This window comes from Polynucleobacter sp. MWH-P3-07-1, assembly GCF_018687555.1.
In the GTDB taxonomy this organism is placed as follows: Bacteria; Pseudomonadota; Gammaproteobacteria; order Burkholderiales; family Burkholderiaceae; genus Polynucleobacter.
Genome location: NZ_CP061296.1, coordinates 1,041,012 through 1,065,968 on the forward strand (window position 1 = coordinate 1,041,012; position 24,957 = coordinate 1,065,968).

The 24,957-nt window shown below is 48.1% G+C and carries 25 protein-coding genes and 1 tRNA gene; 1 reads left to right on the plus strand and 25 read right to left on the minus strand.

The annotated features are described in order from the left end of the window. Positions 1 to 25: 25 nt before the first annotated feature. From ICU98_RS05420 to rpsO, 22 genes are all read right to left on the minus strand, one after another. Positions 26 to 529 carry a DUF1178 family protein gene (locus ICU98_RS05420; RefSeq protein ID WP_215335765.1) on the minus strand — a complete coding sequence of 168 codons (504 nt, stop codon included), beginning with the start codon at positions 527 to 529 and terminating at the stop codon, positions 26 to 28. 68 nt (positions 530 to 597) lie between these two features. Continuing rightward, positions 598 to 1,200, minus strand: coding sequence for an NUDIX domain-containing protein (locus tag ICU98_RS05425; protein ID WP_215351092.1), 603 nt, complete (start codon positions 1,198 to 1,200; stop codon positions 598 to 600). An 18-nt stretch (positions 1,201 to 1,218) separates the two neighbouring features. Continuing rightward, a complete protein-coding gene (gene nuoN, locus ICU98_RS05430) occupies positions 1,219 to 2,718 on the minus strand; it encodes an NADH-quinone oxidoreductase subunit NuoN (RefSeq protein ID WP_215351095.1) in 1,500 nt (499 codons plus the stop codon). 10 nt (positions 2,719 to 2,728) lie between these two features. Then, positions 2,729 to 4,195: an NADH-quinone oxidoreductase subunit M gene (locus ICU98_RS05435; RefSeq protein WP_215351098.1), complete on the minus strand. Its 1,467-nt coding sequence runs from the start codon at positions 4,193 to 4,195 to the stop codon at positions 2,729 to 2,731. A gap of 24 nt (positions 4,196 to 4,219) precedes the next feature. Continuing rightward, positions 4,220 to 6,274, minus strand: coding sequence for an NADH-quinone oxidoreductase subunit L (gene nuoL / locus ICU98_RS05440; protein WP_215351100.1), 2,055 nt, complete (start codon positions 6,272 to 6,274; stop codon positions 4,220 to 4,222). A gap of 2 nt (positions 6,275 to 6,276) precedes the next feature. Then, on the minus strand, positions 6,277 to 6,585 hold the full coding sequence (gene nuoK, locus ICU98_RS05445) for an NADH-quinone oxidoreductase subunit NuoK (RefSeq protein ID WP_112204328.1): 309 nt from the start codon (positions 6,583 to 6,585) through the stop codon (positions 6,277 to 6,279). After that, positions 6,582 to 7,229, minus strand: coding sequence for an NADH-quinone oxidoreductase subunit J (locus ICU98_RS05450; protein WP_215351103.1), 648 nt, complete (start codon positions 7,227 to 7,229; stop codon positions 6,582 to 6,584). The genes nuoK and ICU98_RS05450 overlap by 4 nt, the downstream gene beginning before the upstream one ends. 20 nt (positions 7,230 to 7,249) lie before the next feature. Beyond that, complete coding sequence (nuoI, locus tag ICU98_RS05455) at positions 7,250 to 7,741, minus strand: NADH-quinone oxidoreductase subunit NuoI (protein ID WP_215335771.1); 492 nt, start codon at positions 7,739 to 7,741, stop codon at positions 7,250 to 7,252. 9 nt (positions 7,742 to 7,750) lie between these two features. Next, positions 7,751 to 8,824 (minus strand): NADH-quinone oxidoreductase subunit NuoH, encoded by a 1,074-nt coding sequence (gene nuoH, locus ICU98_RS05460; RefSeq protein ID WP_215335772.1) that lies wholly within the window; start codon positions 8,822 to 8,824, stop codon positions 7,751 to 7,753. Between the two features lie 3 nt (positions 8,825 to 8,827). Beyond that, positions 8,828 to 11,146 carry an NADH-quinone oxidoreductase subunit NuoG gene (gene nuoG / locus ICU98_RS05465; RefSeq protein WP_215351105.1) on the minus strand — a complete coding sequence of 773 codons (2,319 nt, stop codon included), beginning with the start codon at positions 11,144 to 11,146 and terminating at the stop codon, positions 8,828 to 8,830. Positions 11,147 to 11,179: 33 nt separating this feature from the next. After that, positions 11,180 to 12,478 (minus strand): NADH-quinone oxidoreductase subunit NuoF, encoded by a 1,299-nt coding sequence (gene nuoF, locus ICU98_RS05470; RefSeq protein ID WP_215351108.1) that lies wholly within the window; start codon positions 12,476 to 12,478, stop codon positions 11,180 to 11,182. Further along, entirely contained in the window at positions 12,475 to 12,978 is a 504-nt protein-coding gene (gene nuoE / locus ICU98_RS05475) for an NADH-quinone oxidoreductase subunit NuoE (RefSeq protein ID WP_215335775.1), read from the minus strand. Before nuoE ends, nuoF begins: the two co-directional genes overlap by 4 nt. A gap of 20 nt (positions 12,979 to 12,998) precedes the next feature. Further along, a complete protein-coding gene (locus ICU98_RS05480) occupies positions 12,999 to 14,252 on the minus strand; it encodes an NADH-quinone oxidoreductase subunit D (RefSeq protein WP_215335776.1) in 1,254 nt (417 codons plus the stop codon). A gap of 3 nt (positions 14,253 to 14,255) precedes the next feature. Then, complete coding sequence (locus tag ICU98_RS05485) at positions 14,256 to 14,855, minus strand: NADH-quinone oxidoreductase subunit C (RefSeq protein ID WP_215351110.1); 600 nt, start codon at positions 14,853 to 14,855, stop codon at positions 14,256 to 14,258. A 1-nt stretch (position 14,856) separates the two neighbouring features. Continuing rightward, entirely contained in the window at positions 14,857 to 15,339 is a 483-nt protein-coding gene (locus ICU98_RS05490; protein WP_011902891.1) for an NADH-quinone oxidoreductase subunit B family protein, read from the minus strand. 5 nt (positions 15,340 to 15,344) lie between these two features. After that, positions 15,345 to 15,704, minus strand: coding sequence for an NADH-quinone oxidoreductase subunit A (locus ICU98_RS05495; RefSeq protein ID WP_215335778.1), 360 nt, complete (start codon positions 15,702 to 15,704; stop codon positions 15,345 to 15,347). A gap of 99 nt (positions 15,705 to 15,803) precedes the next feature. Beyond that, positions 15,804 to 15,888: transfer RNA gene (locus ICU98_RS05500), tRNA-Leu, on the minus strand. 90 nt (positions 15,889 to 15,978) lie between these two features. Continuing rightward, positions 15,979 to 16,326 (minus strand): preprotein translocase subunit SecG, encoded by a 348-nt coding sequence (gene secG / locus ICU98_RS05505; RefSeq protein WP_215335779.1) that lies wholly within the window; start codon positions 16,324 to 16,326, stop codon positions 15,979 to 15,981. Positions 16,327 to 16,347: 21 nt separating this feature from the next. Next, positions 16,348 to 17,106 (minus strand): triose-phosphate isomerase, encoded by a 759-nt coding sequence (gene tpiA / locus ICU98_RS05510; protein ID WP_215335780.1) that lies wholly within the window; start codon positions 17,104 to 17,106, stop codon positions 16,348 to 16,350. 12 nt (positions 17,107 to 17,118) lie between these two features. Then, positions 17,119 to 18,117, minus strand: coding sequence for an NAD(P)H-quinone oxidoreductase (locus ICU98_RS05515; RefSeq protein WP_215351113.1), 999 nt, complete (start codon positions 18,115 to 18,117; stop codon positions 17,119 to 17,121). A 24-nt stretch (positions 18,118 to 18,141) separates the two neighbouring features. Beyond that, positions 18,142 to 20,313, minus strand: coding sequence for a polyribonucleotide nucleotidyltransferase (pnp, locus tag ICU98_RS05520; RefSeq protein ID WP_215351116.1), 2,172 nt, complete (start codon positions 20,311 to 20,313; stop codon positions 18,142 to 18,144). Between the two features lie 269 nt (positions 20,314 to 20,582). Beyond that, entirely contained in the window at positions 20,583 to 20,852 is a 270-nt protein-coding gene (rpsO, locus tag ICU98_RS05525) for a 30S ribosomal protein S15 (protein ID WP_112204355.1), read from the minus strand. Between the two features lie 270 nt (positions 20,853 to 21,122). Between rpsO and ICU98_RS05530 the strand changes: the two genes are divergently transcribed. Continuing rightward, on the plus strand, positions 21,123 to 21,668 hold the full coding sequence (locus tag ICU98_RS05530; RefSeq protein WP_215351119.1) for a YSC84-related protein: 546 nt from the start codon (positions 21,123 to 21,125) through the stop codon (positions 21,666 to 21,668). On the opposite strand, the gene ICU98_RS05535 is transcribed toward ICU98_RS05530, so the two are convergent. The 3 genes from ICU98_RS05535 to ICU98_RS05545 all read right to left on the minus strand — a co-directional run bounded on the left by ICU98_RS05535 (position 21,665) and on the right by ICU98_RS05545 (position 24,939). Further along, the gene (locus ICU98_RS05535) at positions 21,665 to 23,212 is read right to left on the minus strand and encodes a 2-isopropylmalate synthase (protein ID WP_215335784.1); all 1,548 of its coding nucleotides are present in this window, start codon (positions 23,210 to 23,212) and stop codon (positions 21,665 to 21,667) included. The genes ICU98_RS05530 and ICU98_RS05535 overlap by 4 nt on opposite strands. A 205-nt stretch (positions 23,213 to 23,417) precedes the next feature. Further along, on the minus strand, positions 23,418 to 24,281 hold the full coding sequence (pssA, locus tag ICU98_RS05540) for a CDP-diacylglycerol--serine O-phosphatidyltransferase (protein ID WP_215335785.1): 864 nt from the start codon (positions 24,279 to 24,281) through the stop codon (positions 23,418 to 23,420). A gap of 10 nt (positions 24,282 to 24,291) precedes the next feature. After that, positions 24,292 to 24,939: a phosphatidylserine decarboxylase gene (locus tag ICU98_RS05545; RefSeq protein WP_215351122.1), complete on the minus strand. Its 648-nt coding sequence runs from the start codon at positions 24,937 to 24,939 to the stop codon at positions 24,292 to 24,294. Between the last annotated feature and the right edge of the window lie 18 nt (positions 24,940 to 24,957).

Here is a 24,957-nt window from a genome sequence, read left to right on the forward strand (position 1 = left end):
TATCCTCAATAAGAGTGCATCCGATCTATTGCAAGGTATCTTTGAATGCAGGTAACAATGGCATCGCCATTACCTCGATACCCTCATCTCGCAAAGCTTCGGCTTCATCCAAGGTGGTTTGACCACGGATGCTCCGCTCAGGTGATTCTTTATAGTGAATTTTTCTCGCTTCTTCTGCAAATGCAGAGCCTACATCCTCAGAGCGCCCCATCAGCTCACGCATACCTTTCAGAAAAGCAGCTTGAACTTGAGCTTCCAGTTGAGAGTGGTCGCTACCAGCTAAAGCAACGACATCACCACTAGGGCTAGCTTGCTGAATTGAAGTCTGAGCCGTATTGGCTAACTCCATGCTCTGGCTTGAGCTTGATTTTGCAATGTGTGGAGCGGATGGCATCCGAGTAATCTCGGTGCTATCGCACAGAGGGCACGCCAAGATACCTTTTGCTTGTTGGGAGAGACAATCTTCTTCAGATGCAAACCAACCCTCGAAGCGATGATCTAAGGGGCAGGATAAATTGTAGACTTTCATAAAACCTAAATGGGGGCAAATATGCCAAATTCAATAGCCCCTATTTTATCGGGTTTATGCAGGGCTAGCTAAGAACCCAGGGCGCTGGGTTTAACGAGATTGCGGCGATAGCGATCTAACCAATAAATCGCAATAGTGGTTTTGACGTCGGTAATGACACCCTGCTCTACCCAGGCCAAGATTTCATCCAAAGGCGCGGCGAAGACATCCAGAAACTCTTCTTCATCTAAGCGGCTCTTACCAGCTTGCAAGCCTTCCGCTAAATAGATATCGATAAACTCAGTGGAATAGGAAATCACGGGATGAATTCGGCGGATATAGCTCCACCTACTTGCCGAGTAACCTGTTTCTTCTTCAAGCTCTCTTTGCGCACAAACTAAAGGATCTTCATTGGGATCCAATTTACCCGCAGGAATTTCCATGCAGACTTTGGCTATTGGGTAACGATACTGGCGCTCCAGAAGAATTCGGCCATCATCGAGTATTGCCAAAATGGCAACCGCACCAGGATGTGTCAAATACTCGCGGACCGCTTCTTGGCCATCGGGCAAGCTAACCCGATCGCGCTTCATATTTAAGAAAATGCCGCCGTAGATATCTTCTCCCGAGATTCTTTCCTCACGAAGATGCTGATCCCCTGGGGGTAAGTCGTGAAGGGATTTTTCGGCCATGGCTGGACCTTAGGGAGCTTAAGAGCCCAGCAAGGTACGACGCATTGCGTCGAGGCAAGTCGCCATCAGGCCACCAGGGAAAATTCCCAAGACCAGCACCAGAATGCAATTGAGACTCAAGAGTCCTTTAGCAAAGGTGGATCCCGATATGGTGGTCTCATGCAAGGGCTCATCAAAGTACATGACCTTCACCACTCGCAAGTAGTAGAAAGCACCGATCAAAGAAGCAATCACCGCGATGATTGCGATGAAAGTATGTTGAGCATCTACCAAAGCCTCAAGGACCGACAGCTTTGCGGCAAAGCCGACTGTTGGCGGAATACCGGCCAAGGAGAACATCATGACCAAACCAATAAAGGCAAACCAAGGGTGCTTCTTGTTGAGACCTTTTAAGCCATCTAAGGTTTCGCAGTCGTAACCCTTACGTGACAGTAGCATTAATAAACCGAAGCTACCTAGCGTAGTTAAGACATAGGTAATAACATAGTATGTCGATGCACTAAATGCGTGGTCATCAAATACAGAAAGCATACCGAGCATCACAAAGCCCATTTGCGCAATAGCTGAGTAGGCTAACATCCGCTTCACATTGGTTTGGGCAATCGCCGTAACGTTACCAACCACCAGCGACAGAATAGATAAGAGCACTAGCATAGGCTGCCAGTCACCCAAAAGTGGCAACAAGGTATTCACTAGCAAGCGGAATAACAATCCAAAAGCAGCAATCTTCGGCGCAGCGGCAATCATTAAGGTCACCGCAGTTGGCGCACCTTGATACACATCCGGCACCCACATGTGGAATGGCACTACACCCAACTTAAAGGCCAAGCCAGCAACAATAAATACCAAGCCAAATGCCATCACCAAATGATTTACACGGGGATCAGCCACTGTTCTGAAGATCTCAATCAGATCGAGTGAGCCAGTTACTCCATAGAGCATCGACATGCCGTAGAGCAAGAAACCGGAGGCCAAGGCCCCCAAAATGAAATACTTAATGGCAGCTTCAACACTCTTCTCACTGTTATGACGCATCGCTACCAAGGCATAGGTAGGGAGAGCCATCAACTCAAGACCCAGGTAAAGGGTCAGTAGATTTGAACCAGAAACTAAAACCAATTGACCTAACAAAGCCAATAAGCTCAAAACAATAAAGTCAGGCCGGAATAGACCGCGATCCATCAGGTATTGCTTAGAGTAGATCAAGCTGACGAGTACAGCTCCGCAAGAGCAGGCTTTTAAGAGATTAGAGAATGGGTCAGACTGAAATAAGCCATTCATCGCCACAAGTGACACATCGCCAATGCGGCTAGCAAAGGCAATGACTAAGTAAGCCAGCAAAATAATCGTGAAGAAATAAACAAATCCAACCCCGCGTGGGGTGTGGAAGATATCTTGCTCTACTCCAGCCTGGGCGGGCTGACGCTCTCGAACATAAACACTGGCAACGAGAAGAGCACAGGTCACTACGAGTAGTACGAGTTCAGGCAGGATGGCGAAAAGGTCAAAGGCTTGCATGTGCTTTTACTCAGATTTTGCTAACAGCAACATGCTGCAGCAGATTAATCACAGCGGGATGAATGATGTCGGTAAACGGCTTGGGATAGACGCCCATACCCAGTACACAGATTGTTAATACAGCCATCATGAAATATTCACGGCCGTTGAGATCTTTAAGATCCTCAACGTGCTTGTTGTGGATTGCGCCGAAGAACACCCGCTTAACCATCCAAAGAGAATACGCTGCACCCAGAATCAAAGCGGTGGCTGCCAAAATACCAATCAAGAAGTCGTAATCGACCGCCGCCAGAATCACCATGAACTCACCCACGAAACCAGAAGTCGCTGGCAAGCCGCAATTGGCCATTGCCATCAACACAGCGAATGCAGTAAAGGCTGGCATCTTGTGCACTACGCCGCCGTAATCCGCGATCTGACGGGTATGCATGCGGTCATACAAGACACCAATGGAGAGGAACATTGCGCCGGATACGAAACCGTGCGAGATCATTTGAACAATACCGCCCTCTACGCCCAGGGGGCTGAAGAGGAAAAAGCCCAGAGTAACAAAGCCCATGTGTGCCACTGATGAATACGCCACCAGTTTTTTCATATCCTTTTGAACCAGGGCCACGGTACCAACATAGATCACTGCCACCAAAGACAGGAAGATCACAAAGGGGCCAAGATACTGACTGGCATCTGGGGCAATGGGTAATGAGAAACGTAAGAAGCCATAAGCACCCAGCTTCAACATGATGGCCGCCAAGACTACGGAACCGCCGGTAGGAGCCTCAACGTGTACATCAGGCAACCAGGTATGCAATGGCCACATTGGCACTTTCACAGCAAAAGCCATGAAGAAGGCAAAGAAAATCAAAACTTGCTCAACAATATCCAATGGCGCTTTTTGCCAAGTCAAAATATCAAAGGTGTTGGTTGCGTTGTACAGGTACAGCATCGCGATCAAGGTCAATAAAGAGCCCAGCAAGGTGTACAGGAAGAACTTGAACGCGGCGTAGATTCGGTTTTGACCACCCCACACACCAATAATGATGTACATCGGAATCAGGGTGGCTTCAAAGAACACATAGAAAAGTAAAGCATCCAGTGCAGCAAAAACCCCGATCATTAATCCAGAGAGGATCAGGAATGATGCCATGTACTGCGAGACCTTCTTATCAATCACTTCCCAAGCAGCAATCACCACAAAGATATTAATGAAAGCAGTCAGAACAATGAACCAAACGGAAATGCCATCAACTCCTAAGTGGTAGTTAATGTCATAACGGGGAATCCAAGAAACATTCTCAACAAACTGCATGCCTGCATTGGCAATATCAAATTGCAAAATTAGCGGCAGAGTTGCAATAAAACCAATGATGGACCCGATCAAGGCAAGCCAACGCACACCAGCGCTGGGATGCTCAGACCCATAGAACAAAATAATGAGTCCAAAGAAAATCGGGATCCAGATGGCGAATGAGAGAATCATGATGGCTACTTAAGTAACAAAGGCCTAGCGAACAAAAGGCAGGTAAGCGTACAAAACCCAAGCGAGCAATACCGCTAAGCCTGCAATCATTGCAAAGGCGTAGTGATAGAGATAACCGGATTGCAAATGGCGAATCACACCGGCAAAGCGCCCAACAGCATGCGCACTGCCATTAACCAAGAAACCATCGATGATCTTTTGATCACCGCGGTGCCATAAGATACCGCCGATCCACAACAAGCCTTTAGCAAAGAAGGCTTGGTTGAAAGCATCGAGGTAGTACTTATTGTCGAGCAGCAACTTGATGGGGGCTAAGGCCTGAGCAAACTTCTCAGGAAGTTTGGTTGCCCATAAATAGCCAATCGCAGCAGAAAGCACTCCAAGCACAACCAATAAGAGCACTGGAGAAGTAAAGGCATGCAAAGCCATGGCAATGGGGCCATGGAACTCTTCAGCCAATTCCATCATCGCTGGGTGCTTGCTGATATCGACAAAAATAGAGTCGCCGAAGAAAGTACCAAACAACATCGGTTCAATGGTGTAGAAGCCAATAATGACTGAAGGGATGGCCAACAAAATCAAGGGCAGTGTCACAACCAGAGGGGACTCATGGGGTATCTCGCCGGGGGCAAGACCATGGTGAGCATGGTCATCGCCCTCTTCTGCGTGATGGTGATCGTGCGCATGTGAATCGTGATGGCCCCAACGCGCCTTGCCATGGAATACATAGAAGTAGAGGCGGAAAGAATATAGAGCAGTAACAAACACACTCGCCATCACCGCGAAGTAAGCAAAACCTGATCCAGGAATGTGGCTCGCCGCTACCGCCTCAATGATGGAATCTTTTGAATAGAAGCCAGAGAAGAATGGAGTACCAATCAATGCCAGATTACCCAAGAGCATCATTAAGCAAGTGATTGGCATGTACTTCCAAAGCCCGCCCATCTTGCGCATATCTTGCTCATGGTGCATGCCCAAAATCACGCTACCCGCTGCAAGGAACAACAGTGCTTTAAAGAAAGCGTGAGTCATCAAATGAAAGATGGCTACTGGATAAGCGGAAACACCCAATGCGACGGTCATATAGCCCAGCTGGGACAATGTGGAATACGCTACTACCCGCTTGATATCGTTCTGGACAATACCCAGAAAGCCCATGAATAGTGCTGTAATCGAACCAATAACCAAGATGAAGCTCAAAGCGGTATCAGACAGCTCAAAGAGGGGCGACATCCGTGCCACCATGAAGATGCCCGCAGTAACCATAGTTGCCGCATGAATCAAAGCAGAAATTGGAGTTGGGCCTTCCATAGAGTCTGGCAGCCAAACATGCAATGGAAACTGGGCTGATTTACCCATCGCACCAATAAACAAGCAAATACAAGCAACTGTCACTAAGTTCCAGCCTGTACCAGGTAAAGTTTGTGCAGCTAAAGCGCTATTTTGCGCAAAGATGACGTCATACTGCATCGATCCTGTGCTGGCCAATAACAAACCAATGCCAAGAATGAAACCAAAGTCACCAACGCGGTTGACCAAAAAGGCCTTCATATTGGCAAACACGGCAGACTGGCGCTCAAAATAGAAGCCGATCAAGAGATAAGACACTACGCCCACCGCTTCCCAACCAAAGAAGAGTTGCAAGAGGTTATTACTCATGACCAGCATCAGCATGGCAAAGGTAAACAAGGAAATGTAAGAGAAGAAACGGTTATAGCCCTCTTCTCCAGCCATGTAGCCAATGGTGTAAATGTGAACCATCAAAGAGACGAAGGTGACCACACACATCATGGTGGCAGTTAATGGATCGATTAAGAAACCAATATCGAGATTGAGCTCACCCAATTGCATCCAGTGGTAAACGGTGCCATTGAAGTAGAAACCATCCATCACCTGCACTAAGACAAAGCAAGATAAAACAAAGGCAATCATCACACCCAAGATGGTGACAAACTGACAGGCCCCGTGACCAATACGATCACCGCCCAATTTAGTACCGAAGAATCCAGCGATGACAGAACCAATCAGCGGAGCTAATGGCACGGCACAGAGAACGGGAAGAGTTAAAGTGAATTGCATGACTAGCCTTTAAGGTGGTCTAAGTCTTCAGCATTGATCGTATCCACCTTACGGAAGAGCACGACCAAGATTGCCAAACCAATCGCTGCTTCAGCAGCGGCCACGGTCAGAATGAAAAATACAAATACTTGACCTGCCATATCACCCAAGTAATGGGAGAAGGCAACAAAGTTCAGATTGACTGAGAGCAGCATGAGTTCGATCGCCATCAATAGCACAATCACGTTCTTGCGATTGAGGAAAATACCAATCACGCTTGTTGCAAATAAAATTGCGCTCAGTACAAGGTAGTGGGCCAGGGTTACAGTCATTTCTTTTCTCCCCGTGCATCTTGCTTGGCAGCCATATCCGTATTCATTTTGACGATCCGCATCCGGTCTGCAGCTTTGACATTAATTTGCTCAGCCACGTTTTGGGGTTTCGCATCCTTACGATTCCGCAGGGTCAATGCAACGGCAGCAATGATGGCAACCAACAAAATGATGCCGGCGACTTCAAAGGCATAGACATAATCAACGAAGATCAACATACCCAGTGCCTTGGTATTGCTCATGGTGGATTCTTCTAACATGGGCTGCACGGGAGAGCTAGTACCAATGAAGCTCCGAATCAAGACAATTGATAGTTCGAGCACAATCACTGCGCCCATCAAGAAGGCGACTGGAAGGTATTTCTTAAAGTCACGGCGCAGATGCTCTAGATCAAGGTCAAGCATCATCACCACGAATAGGAAGAGCACCATCACCGCGCCAACGTAAACCAAGATCAGGGCCAAACTGAGGAACTCGGCTTTGAGCAGCATCCACAAGCCTGAAGCACAAAAGAAGGCTAACACTAGGAACAAAGCCGCATGAACTGGGTTGCGAGCTGTAATGACTCGCAATGCAGAAATGACCAATAAGCCAGCAAAGGCGTAGAAGAAAACTGAAAAGATGGTGGAGGGATCGAATGTCATGGTCTTATAGCTCGATTCGATTAACGATAAGGTGCATCAACTGCACGGTTAGCTGCAATGTCTTTTTCATACTTATCGCCGACTGCTAGCAACATGTCTTTTGTGAAATACAGGTCGCCCCGCTTGTCACCAAAGTATTCAAATATATTGGTCTCGACAATCGCATCTACTGGACAAGCTTCTTCGCAAAAACCGCAGAAGATACATTTAGTCAGATCAATGTCGTAACGGCTCGTGCGACGCGTACCGTCATCACGCTCAGCAGTTTCAATCGTAATAGCATAGGCAGGACAGACTGCTTCACACAGTTTGCAACCAATGCAGCGCTCTTCCCCGTTCTCATAGCGACGCAAAGCGTGCAAGCCACGGAAGCGAGGAGACTGAGGCGTTTTCTCTTCTGGATACTGAATCGTAATCTTGGGCTTAAACAGATAGCGGCCAGTAATCGACATCCCGGTCAAAATATCTTTGAGCATCAAGCTATTGAGAAATTGGTTGATTTTCTTAATCATTGTCTTTACCTATTTCCAAATATTCCATGGGGATACAACCCAAGCACCAATTACCATGACCCAGAATACAGAGATGGGAATAAAAATCTTCCAACCCAAGCGCATGATCTGGTCATAGCGATAGCGCGGCAAAGTGGCACGCAACCAAATGACACAAGACAAAAGGAAGAAGGTCTTAGCAAACAACCAGAAGAAGCCGGGAATATCGCGCAAGATTGGTAAATCCACAATCGGCAACCAGCCGCCTAAGAACATTGTCGATGCCAAGGCAGCGATCAATATCATATTGGCGTATTCAGCTAAGAAGAACATCGCAAAGGCCATACCCGAGTATTCAACCATGTGGCCCGCAACAATTTCTGACTCCCCTTCAACCACGTCGAATGGGTGACGATTAGTCTCAGCCACGCCGGAAATGAAGTAGATCACAAACATTGGTAATAAAGGCAACCAGTTCCAGGAGAGGAAGTTCAAGCCTTTACTTGCGAAATAACCATGCATCTGGGATTCCACAATCGCACTCAGATTTAAAGAGCCTGAAGTTAACAAGACTGTTACCAAGGCAAAACCCATCGCAATCTCATAGGAGATCATCTGGGCTGATGCACGCATCGCGCCAAGGAATGGATATTTTGAATTGGATGACCAACCAGCCAAGATGACGCCATAGACTCCAATGGAAGAAATCGCCATCACATAGAGCAAACCGGCATTAACGTCGGTCAATACCATTTTGGCCTGGAAAGGAATCACAGCCCAAGCAGCAAAAGCCGGCATGATCACCATCACAGGGGCAATGATGTAGAGCACCTTACTTGCTTGCGCAGGAGAAATAATCTCCTTCATCAAGAGCTTAAGTGCATCAGCTATCGGTTGCAGTAAACCCAAGGGACCTACACGATTAGGTCCAAGACGGATATGCATCCAACCAATCAGCTTTCTTTCCCATAAGGTTAGATAAGCCACTGCACCAAACATTGGCAGAACAATAATCACAATCCGTACTAAAGCCCAAACTAATGGCCATAGCGATCCCAATAGGGCTTCGCCTTGGGTATTAATCAGATTTAAGAAATCAGTCATCTCTTAGACCTTGCTCAAAGTAATTGGGCCGAACATGGCGCCTAACTTAGCGCTAGCTTCTGTACCAGCAGAGATGCGCACTGCCCCTGCTGCTAAATTTGCTTCTAGCGTAACAGGCAGTTGTGTCGACAAATTCCCTTGGGTAATGGAAACGACATCACCCTCTTTAAGACTTAGCTCATTCATCGCAGCCTGGTTTAAGCCAATTTGATTGCCACGCTTGGCATCAGCAGTTCTTTGCAAGGCTGGGGCACGACGAACAATGGGATCCACCGAATAGATATTGACATCCGATACGCGCTCAAAGCCGTTTGTGGGAGCAGCATTGCTATTGGATACAGCAGGTGTTGCAGTGAACTGATTGTTGAGTTTGCCAACAAAGCTCTCACCCAAGGCATCGCCCAACACTTCTTCAGGCATATTGAATAAGAAACCATCTAGACCAAGCAAGCCACCAAGCACACGAAGGACCTTCCATGCAGGACGCGAATCACCCAAAGGTTTGACTGCTGGCTGAATGGTTTGTGCGCTGCCTTCTGCATTGATGAAGGTGGCAACGGTTTCGGTAAAGGCGCTAATAGGCAGGATGACATCCGCAGCCTCTAACAAGTCAGGGCTAGTGAATGGTGTCAATGCAATCACCGTATTGGCTTTGGCTAAAGCAGACTTCGCTTGTTCAGGATTAGGTAAATCACGAGTAGGCTCAAGGTTCATGAGAATCACGGCGCGACGCTCACCAGACAATACTGAGTTCACGCCTGCGCCATTGGCATTAACCAAACCTGCGCCGACTGCATTACCACCCACTGGTAAGAAACCAAAAGTAGCGCCAGTTTGCTCAGCAATAAATTGTGCCAAAACATGCAAATCACTTGCATGAGGATGAGCGATAGCAGCAGATCCCAGGAATACTGCACCAGCCTGACCGGAAAGGAGGCTGTCAGCGATTGCTTGAGCCGCTGGGGAAACACTGCCAGCAACTCCGGCTGGAGCTGAGGTGGATTTTGCTTTTGCAACTGCCATAGCAACTTCACCAAGACTATTAACCCAAGCGCTAGGCTTAACATTCAGACTCTTTGGTGCATCAATCAACCAATCATCGCCACCCGCATCGATCCGATGCAGAGCAAGGCCACGTTTAGCAGCTGCGCGCAAACGCACTGCCATCAATGGCAAGTCTTTACGTAAATAACTGCCAATCACGAGCGCGCGATCTAACTGATCAAGCTTGGCGATCGGCATACCGAGCCATGGTGCCTCAGCAGCGCCGTCAATATTGGATTGCAATAAACGGGTTTCAATTTGATCTGAACCCAGTCCACGCACAATCTTTTGCAAGAGATGGAGTTCTTCTGTGCTCGAAATCGGATGGGCCAATGCAGCAATCGCTTGTGGGCCATTCTCTGCCGCAATCGTTTTGAGTGAGCGGGAAACGTAATCTAAGGCAGACTCCCAATCTGTCTCCAGCCACTGACCCCCCTGCTTCACCATTGGCGAAGTCACGCGCTCTGCACTGTTAATACCCTCATAGGAGAAACGATCGCGGTCGCTAATCCAGCATTCATTGATTGCTTCGTTCTCCAAAGCAACGACCCGCATCACTTTATTCGCTTTGGTTTGAATCGTTGTGTTGCTACCCAAACTATCGTGTGGGCTCACAGAACGTTTGCGAGCCAATTCCCAGGTACGAGCAGCATAGCGAAATGGCTTACTGGTCAATGCGCCAACTGGGCAAATATCAATCATATTGCCGGACAGCTCGGAATCTACAGTCTGACCAACAAAGGTGGTGATTTCAGAATGCTCGCCACGGTTAATCATGCCTAACTCCATCACGCCAGCAATCTCTTGACCAAAGCGAACGCAACGGGTGCAATGAATACAGCGGGACATTTCTTCCATTGAAATCAATGGACCGACATTCTTATGAAACACCACGCGTTTTTCTTCTTCGTAACGCGAGTTTGACTTACCGTAGCCTACTGCCAAATCTTGCAACTGGCACTCACCACCTTGATCGCAAATTGGGCAATCCAGGGGGTGATTAATCAGCAAGAACTCCATGACAGAGCGCTGCGCCTCTACTGCTTTAGCAGAGTGAGTGAAGACCTTCATGCCCTGAGTTACCGGTGTGGCGCAAGCGGGTAATGGCTTTGGTGCCTTTTCTACTTCAACCAGGCACATGCGGCAGTTAGCAGCAATCGAGAGCTTCTTGTGATAACAGAAATGCGGAACGTAGGTGCCCAACTTATTCGCGGCATGCATCACCATCGAACCCTGAGGAACCTCAACTGTCTTACCGTCTAATTCGATTTCTACCATGCTCACTTTAAGAAGTCCCGTACTCAATATCTTTTATAAAGGCCGCGCAGATTCTAAGCAGTGCTTATGTTCTACGTGATATGCAAATTCATCCATGTAATGCTTCAACATACCTTTCACAGGCATCGCCGCTGCATCTCCCAATGCACAAATCGTCCGACCTTGAATATTGGCCGCGACATCATTGAGCAAATCCAAATCTTCTGGACGACCTTCACCGTGTTCGATGCGATTCACGATGCGCCATAACCAACCGGTACCTTCACGACATGGGGTGCACTGACCACAAGACTCTTCGTGATAGAAGTAAGAGAGGCGCAGTAAAGCGCGCACCATGCAGCGGGTGTCATTCATCACAATCACAGCGCCTGAACCTAACATTGAGCCGGCTTTTGCAATGCTGTCGTAATCCATTGTGAGATCCATCATCTGCGCACCAGGAATCACTGGGGCAGATGATCCACCCGGAATGACCGCCTTAATCGCCCTGCCATCGCGCATCCCACCAGCCAACTTCAAGAGCTCAGCAAATGGCGTGCCCATGGGGACTTCATAATTTCCGGGATAGGTAACGTCACCAGACACAGAGTAAATTTTTGTACCACCATTATTGGGCTTGCCCATATCCAAATACGCTTGACCGCCAATCGCCATAATGAATGGCACAGCGGCAAACGTTTCCGTATTGTTAATGGTGGTGGGTTTGCCATACAAACCATAGCTTGCTGGGAAAGGTGGCTTATAACGCGGCTGACCTTTTTTACCTTCGAGCGACTCGAGCAAAGCAGTCTCTTCACCACAAATGTAAGCACCCCAACCTGGCGCAGCATGCAGTTGGAAGTTAAAGTCACTGCCCATGATCTTGTCGCCAAGATAGCCAGCGGCACGGGCTTGCTCAAGCGCCTCTTCAAAGCGAGTGTAGTCTTGCCAAATTTCCCCGTGGATGTAGTTGTAACCCACCGAGATCCCCATGGTGTAAGCACCAATGATCATGCCTTCAATCAAGGCATGGGGGTTGTAACGCATGATGTCGCGGTCTTTAAATGTTCCTGGCTCACCCTCATCAGAGTTGCAAACCAAATACTTCTGACCTGGGAACTGGCGGGGCATAAAGCTCCACTTCAACCCTGTTGGGAAGCCTGCACCACCTCGACCCCGAAGGGAGGAAAGCTTTAGCTCGGCGATGATGGAGTCCGGTGTGACTTTATCCGCCAAGATACGACGTAACTGTTGATAGCCGCCACGGCTCTCGTAATCCTTCAGACCCCAATTATTGCCATTGAGACCCGCCAAAATCAGGGGCTTAATGTGACGATCGTGCAAACTGGTCATGCTGACTTCCCTTCTGCACGTAGCTCGGCTAAGAGAGCATCAATCTTTTCATTGCTCATAAAACTACACATCCGCTTGTTGTTCACGAGCATGACTGGGGAATCGCCACAAGCACCCATGCACTCGCCCTCTTTCAGGGTAAAAGTGCCACAAGGTGTGGTCTCGTTATAACCAATGCCGAGTGTTTCTTTTAAGTGAGTTGCTGCAGTTTCACCGTGAGTGAGTTGGCATGGTAAGTTAGTGCAAATCACCAACTTGTATTTGCCGACTGGCTTGGTGTCATACATATTGTAGAAAGTCGCAACCTCTTCTACTGCAATGCGAGGCATGCTCAAGATAGATGCAATTGTTTCAATCACATCAGAAGAAACCCAACCGATTTCAGTTTGAGCTGCAATCAGAGCAGCCATGACGGCAGATTGCTTTTGCTCTGGAGGATATTTGGCGACATTACGCTCAATGTCGGCCATAGTTTGAGGGGATAGTTGAAGAATAGTCATAAGTCAGTGGCACGCTGTTATCAGCGGTCAATCTCTCCGAACACAATATCTTGGGTACCAATAATGGTGACGGCATCAGCAAGCATATGACCGCGAGACATCTCATCCATGGCTGCCAAATGCACAAAACCAGGAGCACGAATCTTCATACGGTAAGGCTTGTTTGCACCATCGGAAATTAAGTAGATACCGAACTCCCCCTTAGGATGCTCAACTGCGGAGTAAGCCTCGCCATCCGGTACGTGAATACCTTCGGTAAAGAGTTTGAAGTGATGAATTAATTCTTCCATATTGGTCTTCATGTCCACACGCTTCGGTGGAGAGACTTTATGGTTATCACTCATTACTGGACCGGGATTGGCTTTTAACCAAGCGATACATTGTTTGATGATGCGATTGGATTGATACATCTCTTCCATGCGCACTAAATAACGATCGTACGAGTCGCCATTCACGCCCACTGGAATATCAAAATCAAGGCGGTCATAGACTTCATAAGGCTGCTTCTTACGCAAATCCCACTCGATGCCAGAACCGCGGAGCATTGGGCCAGTAAAGCCCAGCTGTAATGCACGCTCTGGAGATACAACACCAATGCCTACTAGGCGCTGTTTCCAGATTCGGTTATCCGTTAAGAGATTGCAGTACTCATCGACATTGGCATCAAAGCCATTCGAGAACTCTTCAATGAAATCTAATAAAGAACCACTGCGATCTTCGTTTAATCGCTTAATTGCAGAAGCACTACGCACTTTAGAGGCAGAGTACTTAGCCATCTGCTCAGGCAGATCACGATAGACTCCACCTGGACGATAGTAAGCTGCGTGCATACGGGCACCAGAGACAGCCTCATACATATCAAAGATGGCTTCACGATCTCGGAAGGCATACAAAAAGACGGCCATCGCACCCACGTCTAGCCCGTGACAACCAATCCACAAGAGGTGATTGAGTAAGCGGGTCAGCTCATCAAACATCACCCGAATGTATTGAGCGCGCACTGGCACTTCAACACCTAAGAGTTTCTCGATCGCCATCACATAGGCATGCTCATTGACCATCATCGATACATAGTCCAAACGATCCATATAAGGAACGTTCTGAATCCAAGTACGAGTCTCGGCGAGTTTTTCAGTAGCGCGATGCAATAAACCGATATGGGGGTCAGCACGCTGAATGACTTCGCCATCCAGCTCGAGCACTAAACGTAAAACGCCGTGCGCAGCGGGATGCTGAGGACCAAAGTTGAGGGTGTAGTTCTTAATTTGTGCCATGACTTAAACCGGGCCTCCGTACTGCTCTTCACGCACAATGCGCGGAGTAATCTCACGCGCTTCAATGGTGACAGGTTGATAGACCACACGCTTGAGCTCTGGGTCATAGCGCATTTCCACATTACCGGTAATTGGGAAATCTTTGCGGAATGGGTGGCCAATGAAGCCATAGTCAGTCAGAATGCGACGCAGATCTTCATGACCGTCAAACAAGATCCCATACAGATCAAATGCTTCACGTTCAAACCAATTGGCGCTGGCCCATACAGGTGTAAGTGAAGCAAGTACTGGGTACGAATCATCTGCCGCAAATACCCGCACTCTTAAGCGCCAGTTATGCGCGATCGATAAGAGGTGTGTAACAACCGCAAAGCGCTGGCCTGACCAAGCTCCATCACGGAATTCTTGGTAATCAACGCCACACAAATCAATGAGCTGCTCAAAAGCCAAGGCAGGATCATTACGCAGTAAGAGTGCCGCCTCAGCATACGTATCCGCATTCAGCACTACGGTCACCTCACCCAAAGCAATTTCAATGGATTGGGCACGCCCACCAAGAACGGGTTCAAGATTGGCAGCAAGTTGATTTAAGCGATCTGACATCTTAAGCTTTCCGTGCAATCGTGCTGGTGCGCGCAATCTTCGATTGCAGCTGAATGATGCCGTAGATCAATGCTTCAGCGGTTGGTGGACAGCCCGGTACATAAATATCGACTGGCACAATGCGATCGCAACCGCGCACTACTGAATAGGAGTTGTGATAGTAGCCACCACCATTGGCACAAGAGCCCATGGAGATCACCCAACGAGGCTCGGGCATTTGGTCATAGACCTTACGTAAAGCGGGAGCCATCTTATTGCACAGCGTTCCAGCAACGATCATCAAGTCTGATTGACGTGGTGAAGGACGGAATACGACTCCGAAGCGATCTAAGTCATAACGGGAAGCACCTGCGTGCATCATCTCTACAGCGCAACAGGCCAGACCAAAAGTCATTGGCCAAAGCGAACCATTACGAGTCCAGTTGATTAACTGGTCTGCAGTGGTAGTAACAAATCCTTCTTTGAGAACGCCTTCTAGTGCCATATTGATTACTCCCAGTCGAGAGCGCCCTTCTTCCAGATATATACAAATCCCACAATGAATTCCAATAAGAAGGTCACCATGGAGGCATAACCAAACCACCCAATATCCCGCAGAGCAACGCCCCAAGGGAACAAAAAGGCAGTTTCTAGGTCAAATAAGATAAATAGGATTGCGATGAGGTAATAGCGCACATCGAACTTCATACGCGCATCTTCAAAAGCTTCGAAACCGCACTCGTAAGGAGACAGTTTTTCAGCGTCCGGCTTTGAAGGAGCCAAAATTTTTCCGAGGAACATGGGGACTAAACCCACCCCAATACCTACAAGGATGAACAGCAGAACAGGAAAGTAATTAGCGAGATTCAAAGTAATCCTGAGTTGTTTCTGAGTCGATTAGCCAGTAAAACCTATAAGAGTTACAAATTATCAATTATTCCTAAAACAAAGACATTTTTACTGCTTTTTTGGTGCCGACGGCGAGACTCGAACTCGCACAGCCTAAGCCACTACCCCCTCAAGATAGCGTGTCTACCAATTTCACCACGTCGGCATCTTGTAAAACTTGTCAATTCTACTGCATTGCACCCATTATCTGCTGAGCACAAAGCACTCAAATGGGCCCAAAAACACCCTTTTGAGATTACTTTGGTACTGCAGGTTTGCTAGGATCTTGCGCTGGCGCGACCGGAGTCGCTGGAGCTACCTGAGCAGGCGCGACGGTGCCAGATAAAACGCTTTGGGGCGCCGCCTTGTGACTACCAATCCAGGTAATACCCAGAGTACAAATGAAGAAGACTGCGGCAAATACAGCAGTTGTGTGGGATAGGAAATTAGCAGAGCCACTAGCGCCAAATAGGCTGCCAGAAGCACCTGATCCAAACGCAGCACCCATATCGGCGCCCTTACCCTGCTGGAGTAGCACCAATAAGATGACACCCAAAGCAGAAACTACCTGCAATACCACCAATAAAGTCTTTAGCCATTCCATGACTTATCTCCAAATAAAAATTTATGCCTGACAAATAGCCAGGAATTGCTGGGGATCCAATGAAGCACCCCCAATTAAGCCGCCATCAATATCCGGCATCGCAAAAAGTTCAACCGCATTATCCGGCTTGACACTGCCCCCGTACAAAATGCCAACATGAGATGCAACGTCTTCATCAAACTCAGCCAACTGAAATCGAATCGCACGATGCATATCTTGGGCAATTTGAGCACTCGCCACTTTGCCAGTGCCAATTGCCCAAACAGGCTCGTAAGCAATCAAGCAATCCGCTAACCGGTCTTGCAAAACCGCTACCAGCTTGGCAACTTGGGCACGGACGACCTCAACCTCTCTGCCTGAATTGCGTTCATCGGCAGTCTCACCGACACAAATAACAGGGGTCATACCATGATCTAAGGCTTGTAGCGCCTTCTCTGCAATCACGGCATCACTTTCACCGTGCATCTGACGACGCTCAGAATGGCCTACGATCACATAAGCACAGCCAAATTCTTTGAGCATGGCCGCACCAACTTCACCAGTAAATGCACCAGCCTCATGACGCGATACATCTTGTGCACCCAGACTCAGAAAGGCTCCAGAGCAATCCTGAATCAAATCAGCGCATTGAGCCAAATAGGGAAACGGTGGACATACGACATACTTGCGACCTGCAGGCATCCCCTTTTCCATGCCACGGCAAACCAATTGCACCCAATCTTGATTACTCTTCAGACTGCCGTTTAATTTCCAATTGGCGATAACGATCAATGGACGCATATCTTTAGCTCATTAAACCGTTAACACAATCTTGCCGACATGCTCCGAAGACTCCATCAAGCGATGGGCATCAGCCGCCTCTTCCAATGAAAAGGTTTTATAAATCACTGGCTTGAGTTTGCCTGCATTTAACAGTGGCCAAATGCGCTCATGTAATTGATGGGTAATTTGCTTCTTAAATGACACTGGGCGAGGACGCAATGTAGAACCCGTAATGGTGAGACGACGACGCAAAATCTGCCCCGTGTTCACTTCCGCTTTCGAGCCACCCATAATGGCAATAATCACAATCCGACCATCATCAGCCAAACATTCCAGCTCACGCTGCACATAAGTGCCGGTCACCATATCGAGGACAACATTAACGCCTTTGCCGTCCGTCGCTTTTTTGATCTCTTCAACAAAGTCTTGGGTTTTGTAATTGATCGCTAAGTCAGCACCCAACTGCAAGCATGCAGCGCACTTCTCATCTGAGCCCGCAGTTACAAACACCTTATGACCGAGTGCCTTCGCAATCAAAATGGCAGTCACACCAATACCACTAGAGCCACCCTGCACTAGCAAAGTTTCACCTTCAGAAAGTTCACCGCGCATGAAAACATTGCTCCATACGGTATAAAACGTTTCAGGCAAAGCGGCTGCTTCTAAATCAGTAAATCCTATGGGATAAGGCAAGCACTGCGCAATTGGGGCGGTACATAACTCGGCATAACCACCACCTTGTACCAAGGCACAAACCTTATCGCCGACTTTCAATCCAAGTGCGTTATCGGCATGCGCTAAGTCACCGCCAATAATTTCACCCGCAACTTCAAGTCCAGGAATATCGGATGCACCTGCAGGCACTGGGTAATGGCCCTTACGCTGCAATACATCCGGACGATTAATGCCAGCAGCAAGAACCCGAATTAAGACCTCACCCGAGCCCGCAGCGGGAGCTGCAGGATCTGGGCGAGCGGCTGACACCAGCATTTCTGGTGCGCCAAACTCTTTGATTTCCATTACGCGCATGACAAACCCCGAATGAAAAAAGACTTATTTAGACTCTTCCGAGATTGGAGCGGCTTCTGCACCTTCAGCAGCAGTGCTACCAGCTAAGGGCTCGATCGTACCGCCCTCATCTGCCATGGCCGCTTTGAGTGAGAGACGTAAACGACCACGCTCATCTGCAGCCAACAGTTTCACGCGAACCACCTGGCCTTCTTGTAAATAGTCTTTCACTTCTTTTACACGCTCGGTAGAGATCTCAGAGATGTGGAGCAAGCCATCTTTACCAGGAAGAATATTGACCAAGGCGCCAAACTCGAGCAACTTCACTACTGGGCCTTCATAGATCTTACCTACTTCAGCTTCAGCCGTAATGCCTTCGATGCGGGCTTTTGCTTCAGCCATGCCTTCAGCACTGGTAGAGGCGATCGTTACAGTACCGTCATCTTTAATGTCGATGCTGCAGCCAGTCTCTTTGGTCAATGCCTGAATGGTTGCGCCACCCTTGCCGATGACTTCACGAATCTTATCTGGATGAATCTTGAAGCTAACCATCCGTGGTGCGTGTGCTGATAATTCAGTGCGAACTGAACCCATCGCTTCTTGCATCTTGCTCAAAATATGCAAACGGCCCTCTTGGGCTTGCGCCAACGCAACTTGCATGATCTCTTTGGTAATGCCTTGTACTTTGATATCCATCTGCAAAGCAGTAATGCCGTTAGCGGTACCCGCTACTTTAAAGTCCATATCGCCTAAGTGATCTTCGTCACCGAGAATGTCGGTCAAGACTGCAAAACGATTACCGTCAAGGATCAAGCCCATTGCTACGCCAGCAACGTGCGCCTTCACTGGAACACCAGCATCCATCATGGCCAAACAACCGCCACAAACAGAAGCCATGGAGGAAGAACCATTGGACTCAGTAATTTCTGAAACCACACGAATACTGTATGCAAAGTCTTCTGGACTTGGCAATACTGGAATCAATGCGCGCTTCGCTAAACGGCCGTGACCGATTTCGCGACGCTTGGGACTGCCAACGCGACCGGTTTCACCAGTAGCAAATGGAGGCATGTTGTAGTGGAACATAAAGCGATCACGGTACTCACCTTCGAGCGCATCAATGATCTGCTCATCACGCGCCGTACCTAATGTTGCAACAACGAGCGCTTGGGTTTCACCACGGGTAAACAATGCTGAACCGTGAGTGCGTGGCAATACGCCATTCCGAATTTCGATTGGGCGAACAGTGCGAGTGTCGCGACCATCGATACGTGGCTCACCATTCAAAATCTGGCTGCGCACAATCTTGGCTTCGATTTCGAACATGATGTTACCAACCGCAACCTCGTCCACTTCACCATCTTGCGCCAACTTCGCCAATACTTCTTTGGTAGTGGCTTTAAGCTTCTCAGAACGAGCGCTCTTTTGACGAATCTGATATGCCTCGCGCAACGGACCTTCAGCCAAGGCAGTGATCTTTGCGATCAAGGGCTCATCTTTAGGTGCAGGCTGCCAATCCCACTCAGGTTTGCCAGCTTCGCGCACTAAATCGTTAATTGCATTGATGGCAGTTTGCATTTGCTCATGGCCAAACACTACCGCGCCCAACATGATCTCTTCAGACAATTGATTGGCTTCTGATTCCACCATCAAAACTGCAGCTTGAGTACCGGCAACGATCAAATCGAGTTCGCTCGTGGTTTGCTCAGTACGAGTTGGGTTCAATAAATATTGACCATTGGTGTAACCCACGCGAGCTGCGCCAACTGGACCGCTGAAAGGAATGCCAGATACCGCCAAGGCTGCAGAAGCAGCGATCAAAGCGGGAATATCCGATGGCACTTCAGGATTAATCGAGAGTACGTGAATAACAACTTGTACTTCGTTGTAGAAGCCCTCTGGGAATAATGGACGAATCGGACGATCGATCAAGCGGGAGATCAACGTCTCACCTTCTGAAGGACGGCCTTCGCGACGGAAGAAACCACCAGGGATCTTGCCTGCTGCGTAAGTCTTCTCTAAGTAATCTACCGTGAGTGGGAAAAAGTCTTGGCCTGGCTTAGCGGTCTTAGAAGCAACCACAGTACCCATCACCACCGTGTCATCTACGTTAACGATCACGGCACCACCAGCTTGGCGAGCAATCTCACCAGTCTCCATAGTGACTTGATGGTTGCCCCATTGAAAACTCTTTACTGCTTTTTTAAACATCGTCATTCTGATCTTCTCCAAATTGTTCACGCCATACTCACATGAGCATGACGCTTGTCGCGGGATAAAGCAGTGTCACGACAACACTGGAGCGTTTGCAGATTACAAGGGATGCCATTCCAGGGAGACTCTAAATACGGTACTCAGAAACTCATTGGAATGACACGATCCCCTACACAAATAATCTTGAAGCGCTCAAAAACATGCCATCTGCTTAAGACCGAATCTAGAAAGAAACAATCCCAAGGAAGATGGCATAGCAATACTAATAAGAATTACTTACGGAGACCTAATTTCTCAATCAATGCGCGATAGCGTCCCAAATCTTTGCCCTTGAGGTAATCCAAAAGGCGACGGCGACGTGAAACCATCTTCAACAAGCCACGACGGCTATGATGGTCTTTAGCGTTAGCCTTGAAATGGGGAGTTAATTCATTGATGCGGGCTGTGAGCAAAGAAACTTGCACTTCAGGACTACCCGTATCGTTTGCGCTGCGCGCATTGTCTTTGACGATTTCCGCCGTCTTGATATCAGCAACTGCCATTTTTCATACTCCTTACTTGCGATCACCTGAGCTTTCACCCATCTGGTGTCGTGCGATTAAAAAACAAAAAAGCTTTAAAAATCAAAGCCATCGAATTGTAGCAGAGCCTAGAGCTCTAAAACTAGCGCCATGATGAAAAGAAAGATTGGTATTCTGATGTCATTAAACCCAATAAATAATAAATATTTCAATTTAATCAAGGACTTATAAATGATCCCTCTGCGCACACTCCTTCAGAAACTGGTTTTGGTAGGGTTTTTGGGCCTTTTAATGACTAACACCCCTGCTTTTGCCCAGTTTTCCTCTATTTTGGGCAGCGATAAGACCGTAGCCCAGCAACGAGATGAGATTCTGAAGAAGAACCAAGAGATCCTGAATCGGCTCTACAAAACTGAGCCGAGCGCCAAGAGCGCCATTGAGAGTGCGGTTGCCTATGCGACTTTTAGTAACTTTGGCATGAAGATCCTCATTGCTGGCGGTGGCTCTGGCAGTGGCGTTGTTATCAGCAAAAACGGGGCCAAGCCCATTTATATGAAGATGGCTGAAGTCCAAGCGGGGGTTGGCCTAGGAGTGAAATCTTTCCAAAACATCTTTGTGTTTCAAACTCAAGCGGCTTTAAATAACTTCATTAATTCAGGTTGGACTTTCGGGGGACAAACCACGGTAGCCGCTAAGTACGATCAAGATGGCGCCGCTTATGCTGGTGCAGTAGTAGCTGCTCCAGGCTTGCTAATGTATCAATTGACTGATTCAGGCCTTGCCGCTGAAATCACCGGCAAGGGCACCAAGTATTACAAAGACTCTAACCTGAATTAAGGCGTCATCTGAGCATTGAGTTTGGCCTGACTTGGATCGTGCAATTTATTCAAAGCGGATAAGTAGGCCTTGGCTGAAGCTGCGATGATGTCAGGGTCAGTGCCCACGCCATTGACGATCCGTCCACCTTTGGACAAGCGCACTGTGACCTCGCCCTGTGACTGTGTCCCGGAGGTAATAGCATTGACGGAGTAGAGCAACTGCTCTGCTCCACTCTGCGCTTTTGCTTCTATGGCATTCAGGCTCGCATCAACTGGTCCATTGCCTTCCGCTTCAGAGCTTACTTCTTGATCGCCCATTCGGAAAGTAATGGTTGATTTAGGCCGAGCACCTGTTTCAGAATGCTGACTCAAAGAAATGAATTGGTAGTGTTCTGCTTTATCTGCTGCAGCAGAGTCAGACATGATGGCAATAATGTCTTCATCAAAAATATCTACCTTCTGATCAGCCAAAGCTTTGAAGCGCACAAAAGCTTCATTCATTGCTTCTTCGGACTCAACCGTAATACCCAAATCTTGCAAGCGTTGCTTAAAGGCATTACGCCCAGACAACTTACCCAAAACAATCTTGTTTGCAGACCAACCCACATCTTCTGCACGCATGATTTCATAGGTCTCGCGGGCTTTTAAGATTCCATCCTGATGAATGCCTGAGGCATGCGCAAAGGCGTTCGCACCCACTACGGCTTTATTAGGCTGCACCACAAAGCCAGTAATTTGTGAAACCAATTTAGAGGCAGGCACAATTTGCGTCGCATCGATACCGCAAGTCAAATCAAAGTAATCCTTGCGGGTACGCAATGACATCACGACTTCTTCTAAAGCCGTGTTGCCGGCACGCTCACCCAAACCATTAATGGTGCACTCGACCTGACGTGCCCCGCCGATCTTCACACCAGCCAAAGAGTTGGCAACAGCCATCCCTAAATCATTATGGCAATGCACAGACCAAATCGCTTTGTCAGAGTTCGGGACTTTAGTGCGCAAGGTGTGAATAAAGTTGCCATACAACTCAGGAATTGCGTAGCCTACGGTATCAGGAATATTAATGGTGGTAGCGCCTTCATTAATCACGGCCTCCACTACCCTTGCCAAGAAATCTATCTCGGAGCGATAACCATCCTCAGCAGAGAACTCCACATCGCTTGCTAAGTTTCTGGCAAAACGAATCGAGCGTTTGGCTTGCTCTAATACTTCTTCAGGTGATAAACGCAACTTGACTGCCATATGCAAAGGACTGGTAGCGATAAAGGCGTGAATTCGTTTGGCCTTGGCTTGCTTCAAAGCATCTGATGCACGGGTGATATCTTTTTCATTAGCGCGAGCGAGTGAGCAGACAATCGAATCTTTCACAGCAGCTGCAACAGCAGCAATCGCTGCGAAGTCGCCCTCTGAGCTGGCAGCAAAACCGGCCTCGATGACATCGACCTTGAGTCGCTCTAATTGACGGGCAATCCGCACCTTTTCATCTTTGGTCATGGAGGCGCCAGGCGATTGCTCGCCATCACGCAAGGTGGTGTCAAAAATGATTACTTTGTCATTCATCGCTACTCTCCGGTTCAAAACTACGCTCTTAAAAATAAAAAACCCCAGCAAATTGCTGGGGCTGGTATGTCGTGGTTAATGAATGTTTAGTGTCTCATCAACTCAGGCCTTACCCGCCCCAAGCTTTAGGCTTAGTGCTAGAAGGAGACCAGTTAAAAGTGAGAAATTCATCAACATGGAATTACTATAACCCAAAATTTGGGGATTAGCCAAATCGTTTGGGATTCATCATTTCCCAAGCCCAGATCACATAACCTGAGATGGAGTAAATGACGAAGAAGCCAAATAGGGTCAGCGGTGGGTTTGTGGAGATCAAAACAAATCCCAAAATCATCAAAACCATCACACCAAAGGGCACTCGATAGCGCACGTCCAAGGCCTTCCCGCTATAAAACTTGGCATTAGAAACCATGGTTAAGCCGGCATAAACCGTAATTAAAAAAGTAACCCAAGGAATTGCGTAATCCTGGACTGGGATCTTATTGTCATCAGCCAACCAAATGAAACCGGCTAAGAGCGATCCAGCAGCTGGGCTTGGCAAACCCTGAAAGAAACGCTTATCTACTACATGAGTGTTGACGTTAAACCGAGCCAGACGCAAGGCGGCACCAGCACAGTATGTAAAGGCAGCCAACCAGCCCCACTTACCCAAGTCTTTTAAAACCCATTCATACGCCACTAAAGCAGGCGCCACACCAAACGAGACCATGTCCGCCAAAGAATCGTATTGCTCGCCAAAGGCGCTTTGGGTATTGGTCATGCGAGCGATTCGACCATCCATCCCATCTAATACTAAGGAAGCAAAAATCGCAATTGCCGCAATACCAAATTCATGATTCATCGCATTCACAATCGCAAAGAAACCACTGAATAAAGCTGCAGTAGTAAATGCGTTTGGCAATAAATAAATCCCTTTATTACGTGGGCGCCGGTGCTCTGGATGCACCTCTTCAACTTCGTAATCGAGGGGATCACCAAGCTCTGCTGCTAAGCGGTCTTCGGGATGCCTAAAATGGGAACGCGAAGTGCGACTGCGCTCGATTCGGCCACGACGTCTAAAGGTAGGCATTCTCAAGTCTTTAATCTAAGCCTGGTAAGCGAGCCAAGGCAGTATTGGTAGCAAAAACCCGATCACCTACGCTCACCATCGGTACCGCTGTTAAAGGCAGATACACATCGACCCGCGAGCCAAAGCGAATAAAGCCGTAGCGCTCACCCGCCTTCAGGCGATCACCCACGTGTACATAACAAAGTATGCGACGTGCAATTAATCCAGCCACTTGAACCAAAGTCACCGTCTGCCCATTGGCATCAATCACCATGGCATTGCGTTCATTCTCTAAGGAAGCCTTATCAAGATCCGCATTCACGAACTTACCAGGGAAATATTGAATCTCCTTCACAAGACCGTGAACGGCGCTGCGGTTCGAGTGCACATTAAACACATTCATGAAGACGCTAATCTTCAAGGCCTCGCGTTTAGCGTAAGGATCTTGAGTGACTTCAACCACCACGATACGACCATCGGCAGGAGAAAGCACAAGATCACGCCCAAGGGGAGCGATCCGTTGTGGATCACGAAAGAACTGTAGAACAAAGAAAAACAAAATCCAGAGGGGCCAAGACCAAGTAAAGCCACCTAGAGAGTGGACTAATAATGTCACGACTCCCAAGACTGCCAAATAGGGCCAACCTTCTTTAGCAATCAGGGGGTGTGGATACATCATCTTTAAATAGTCTCTTTA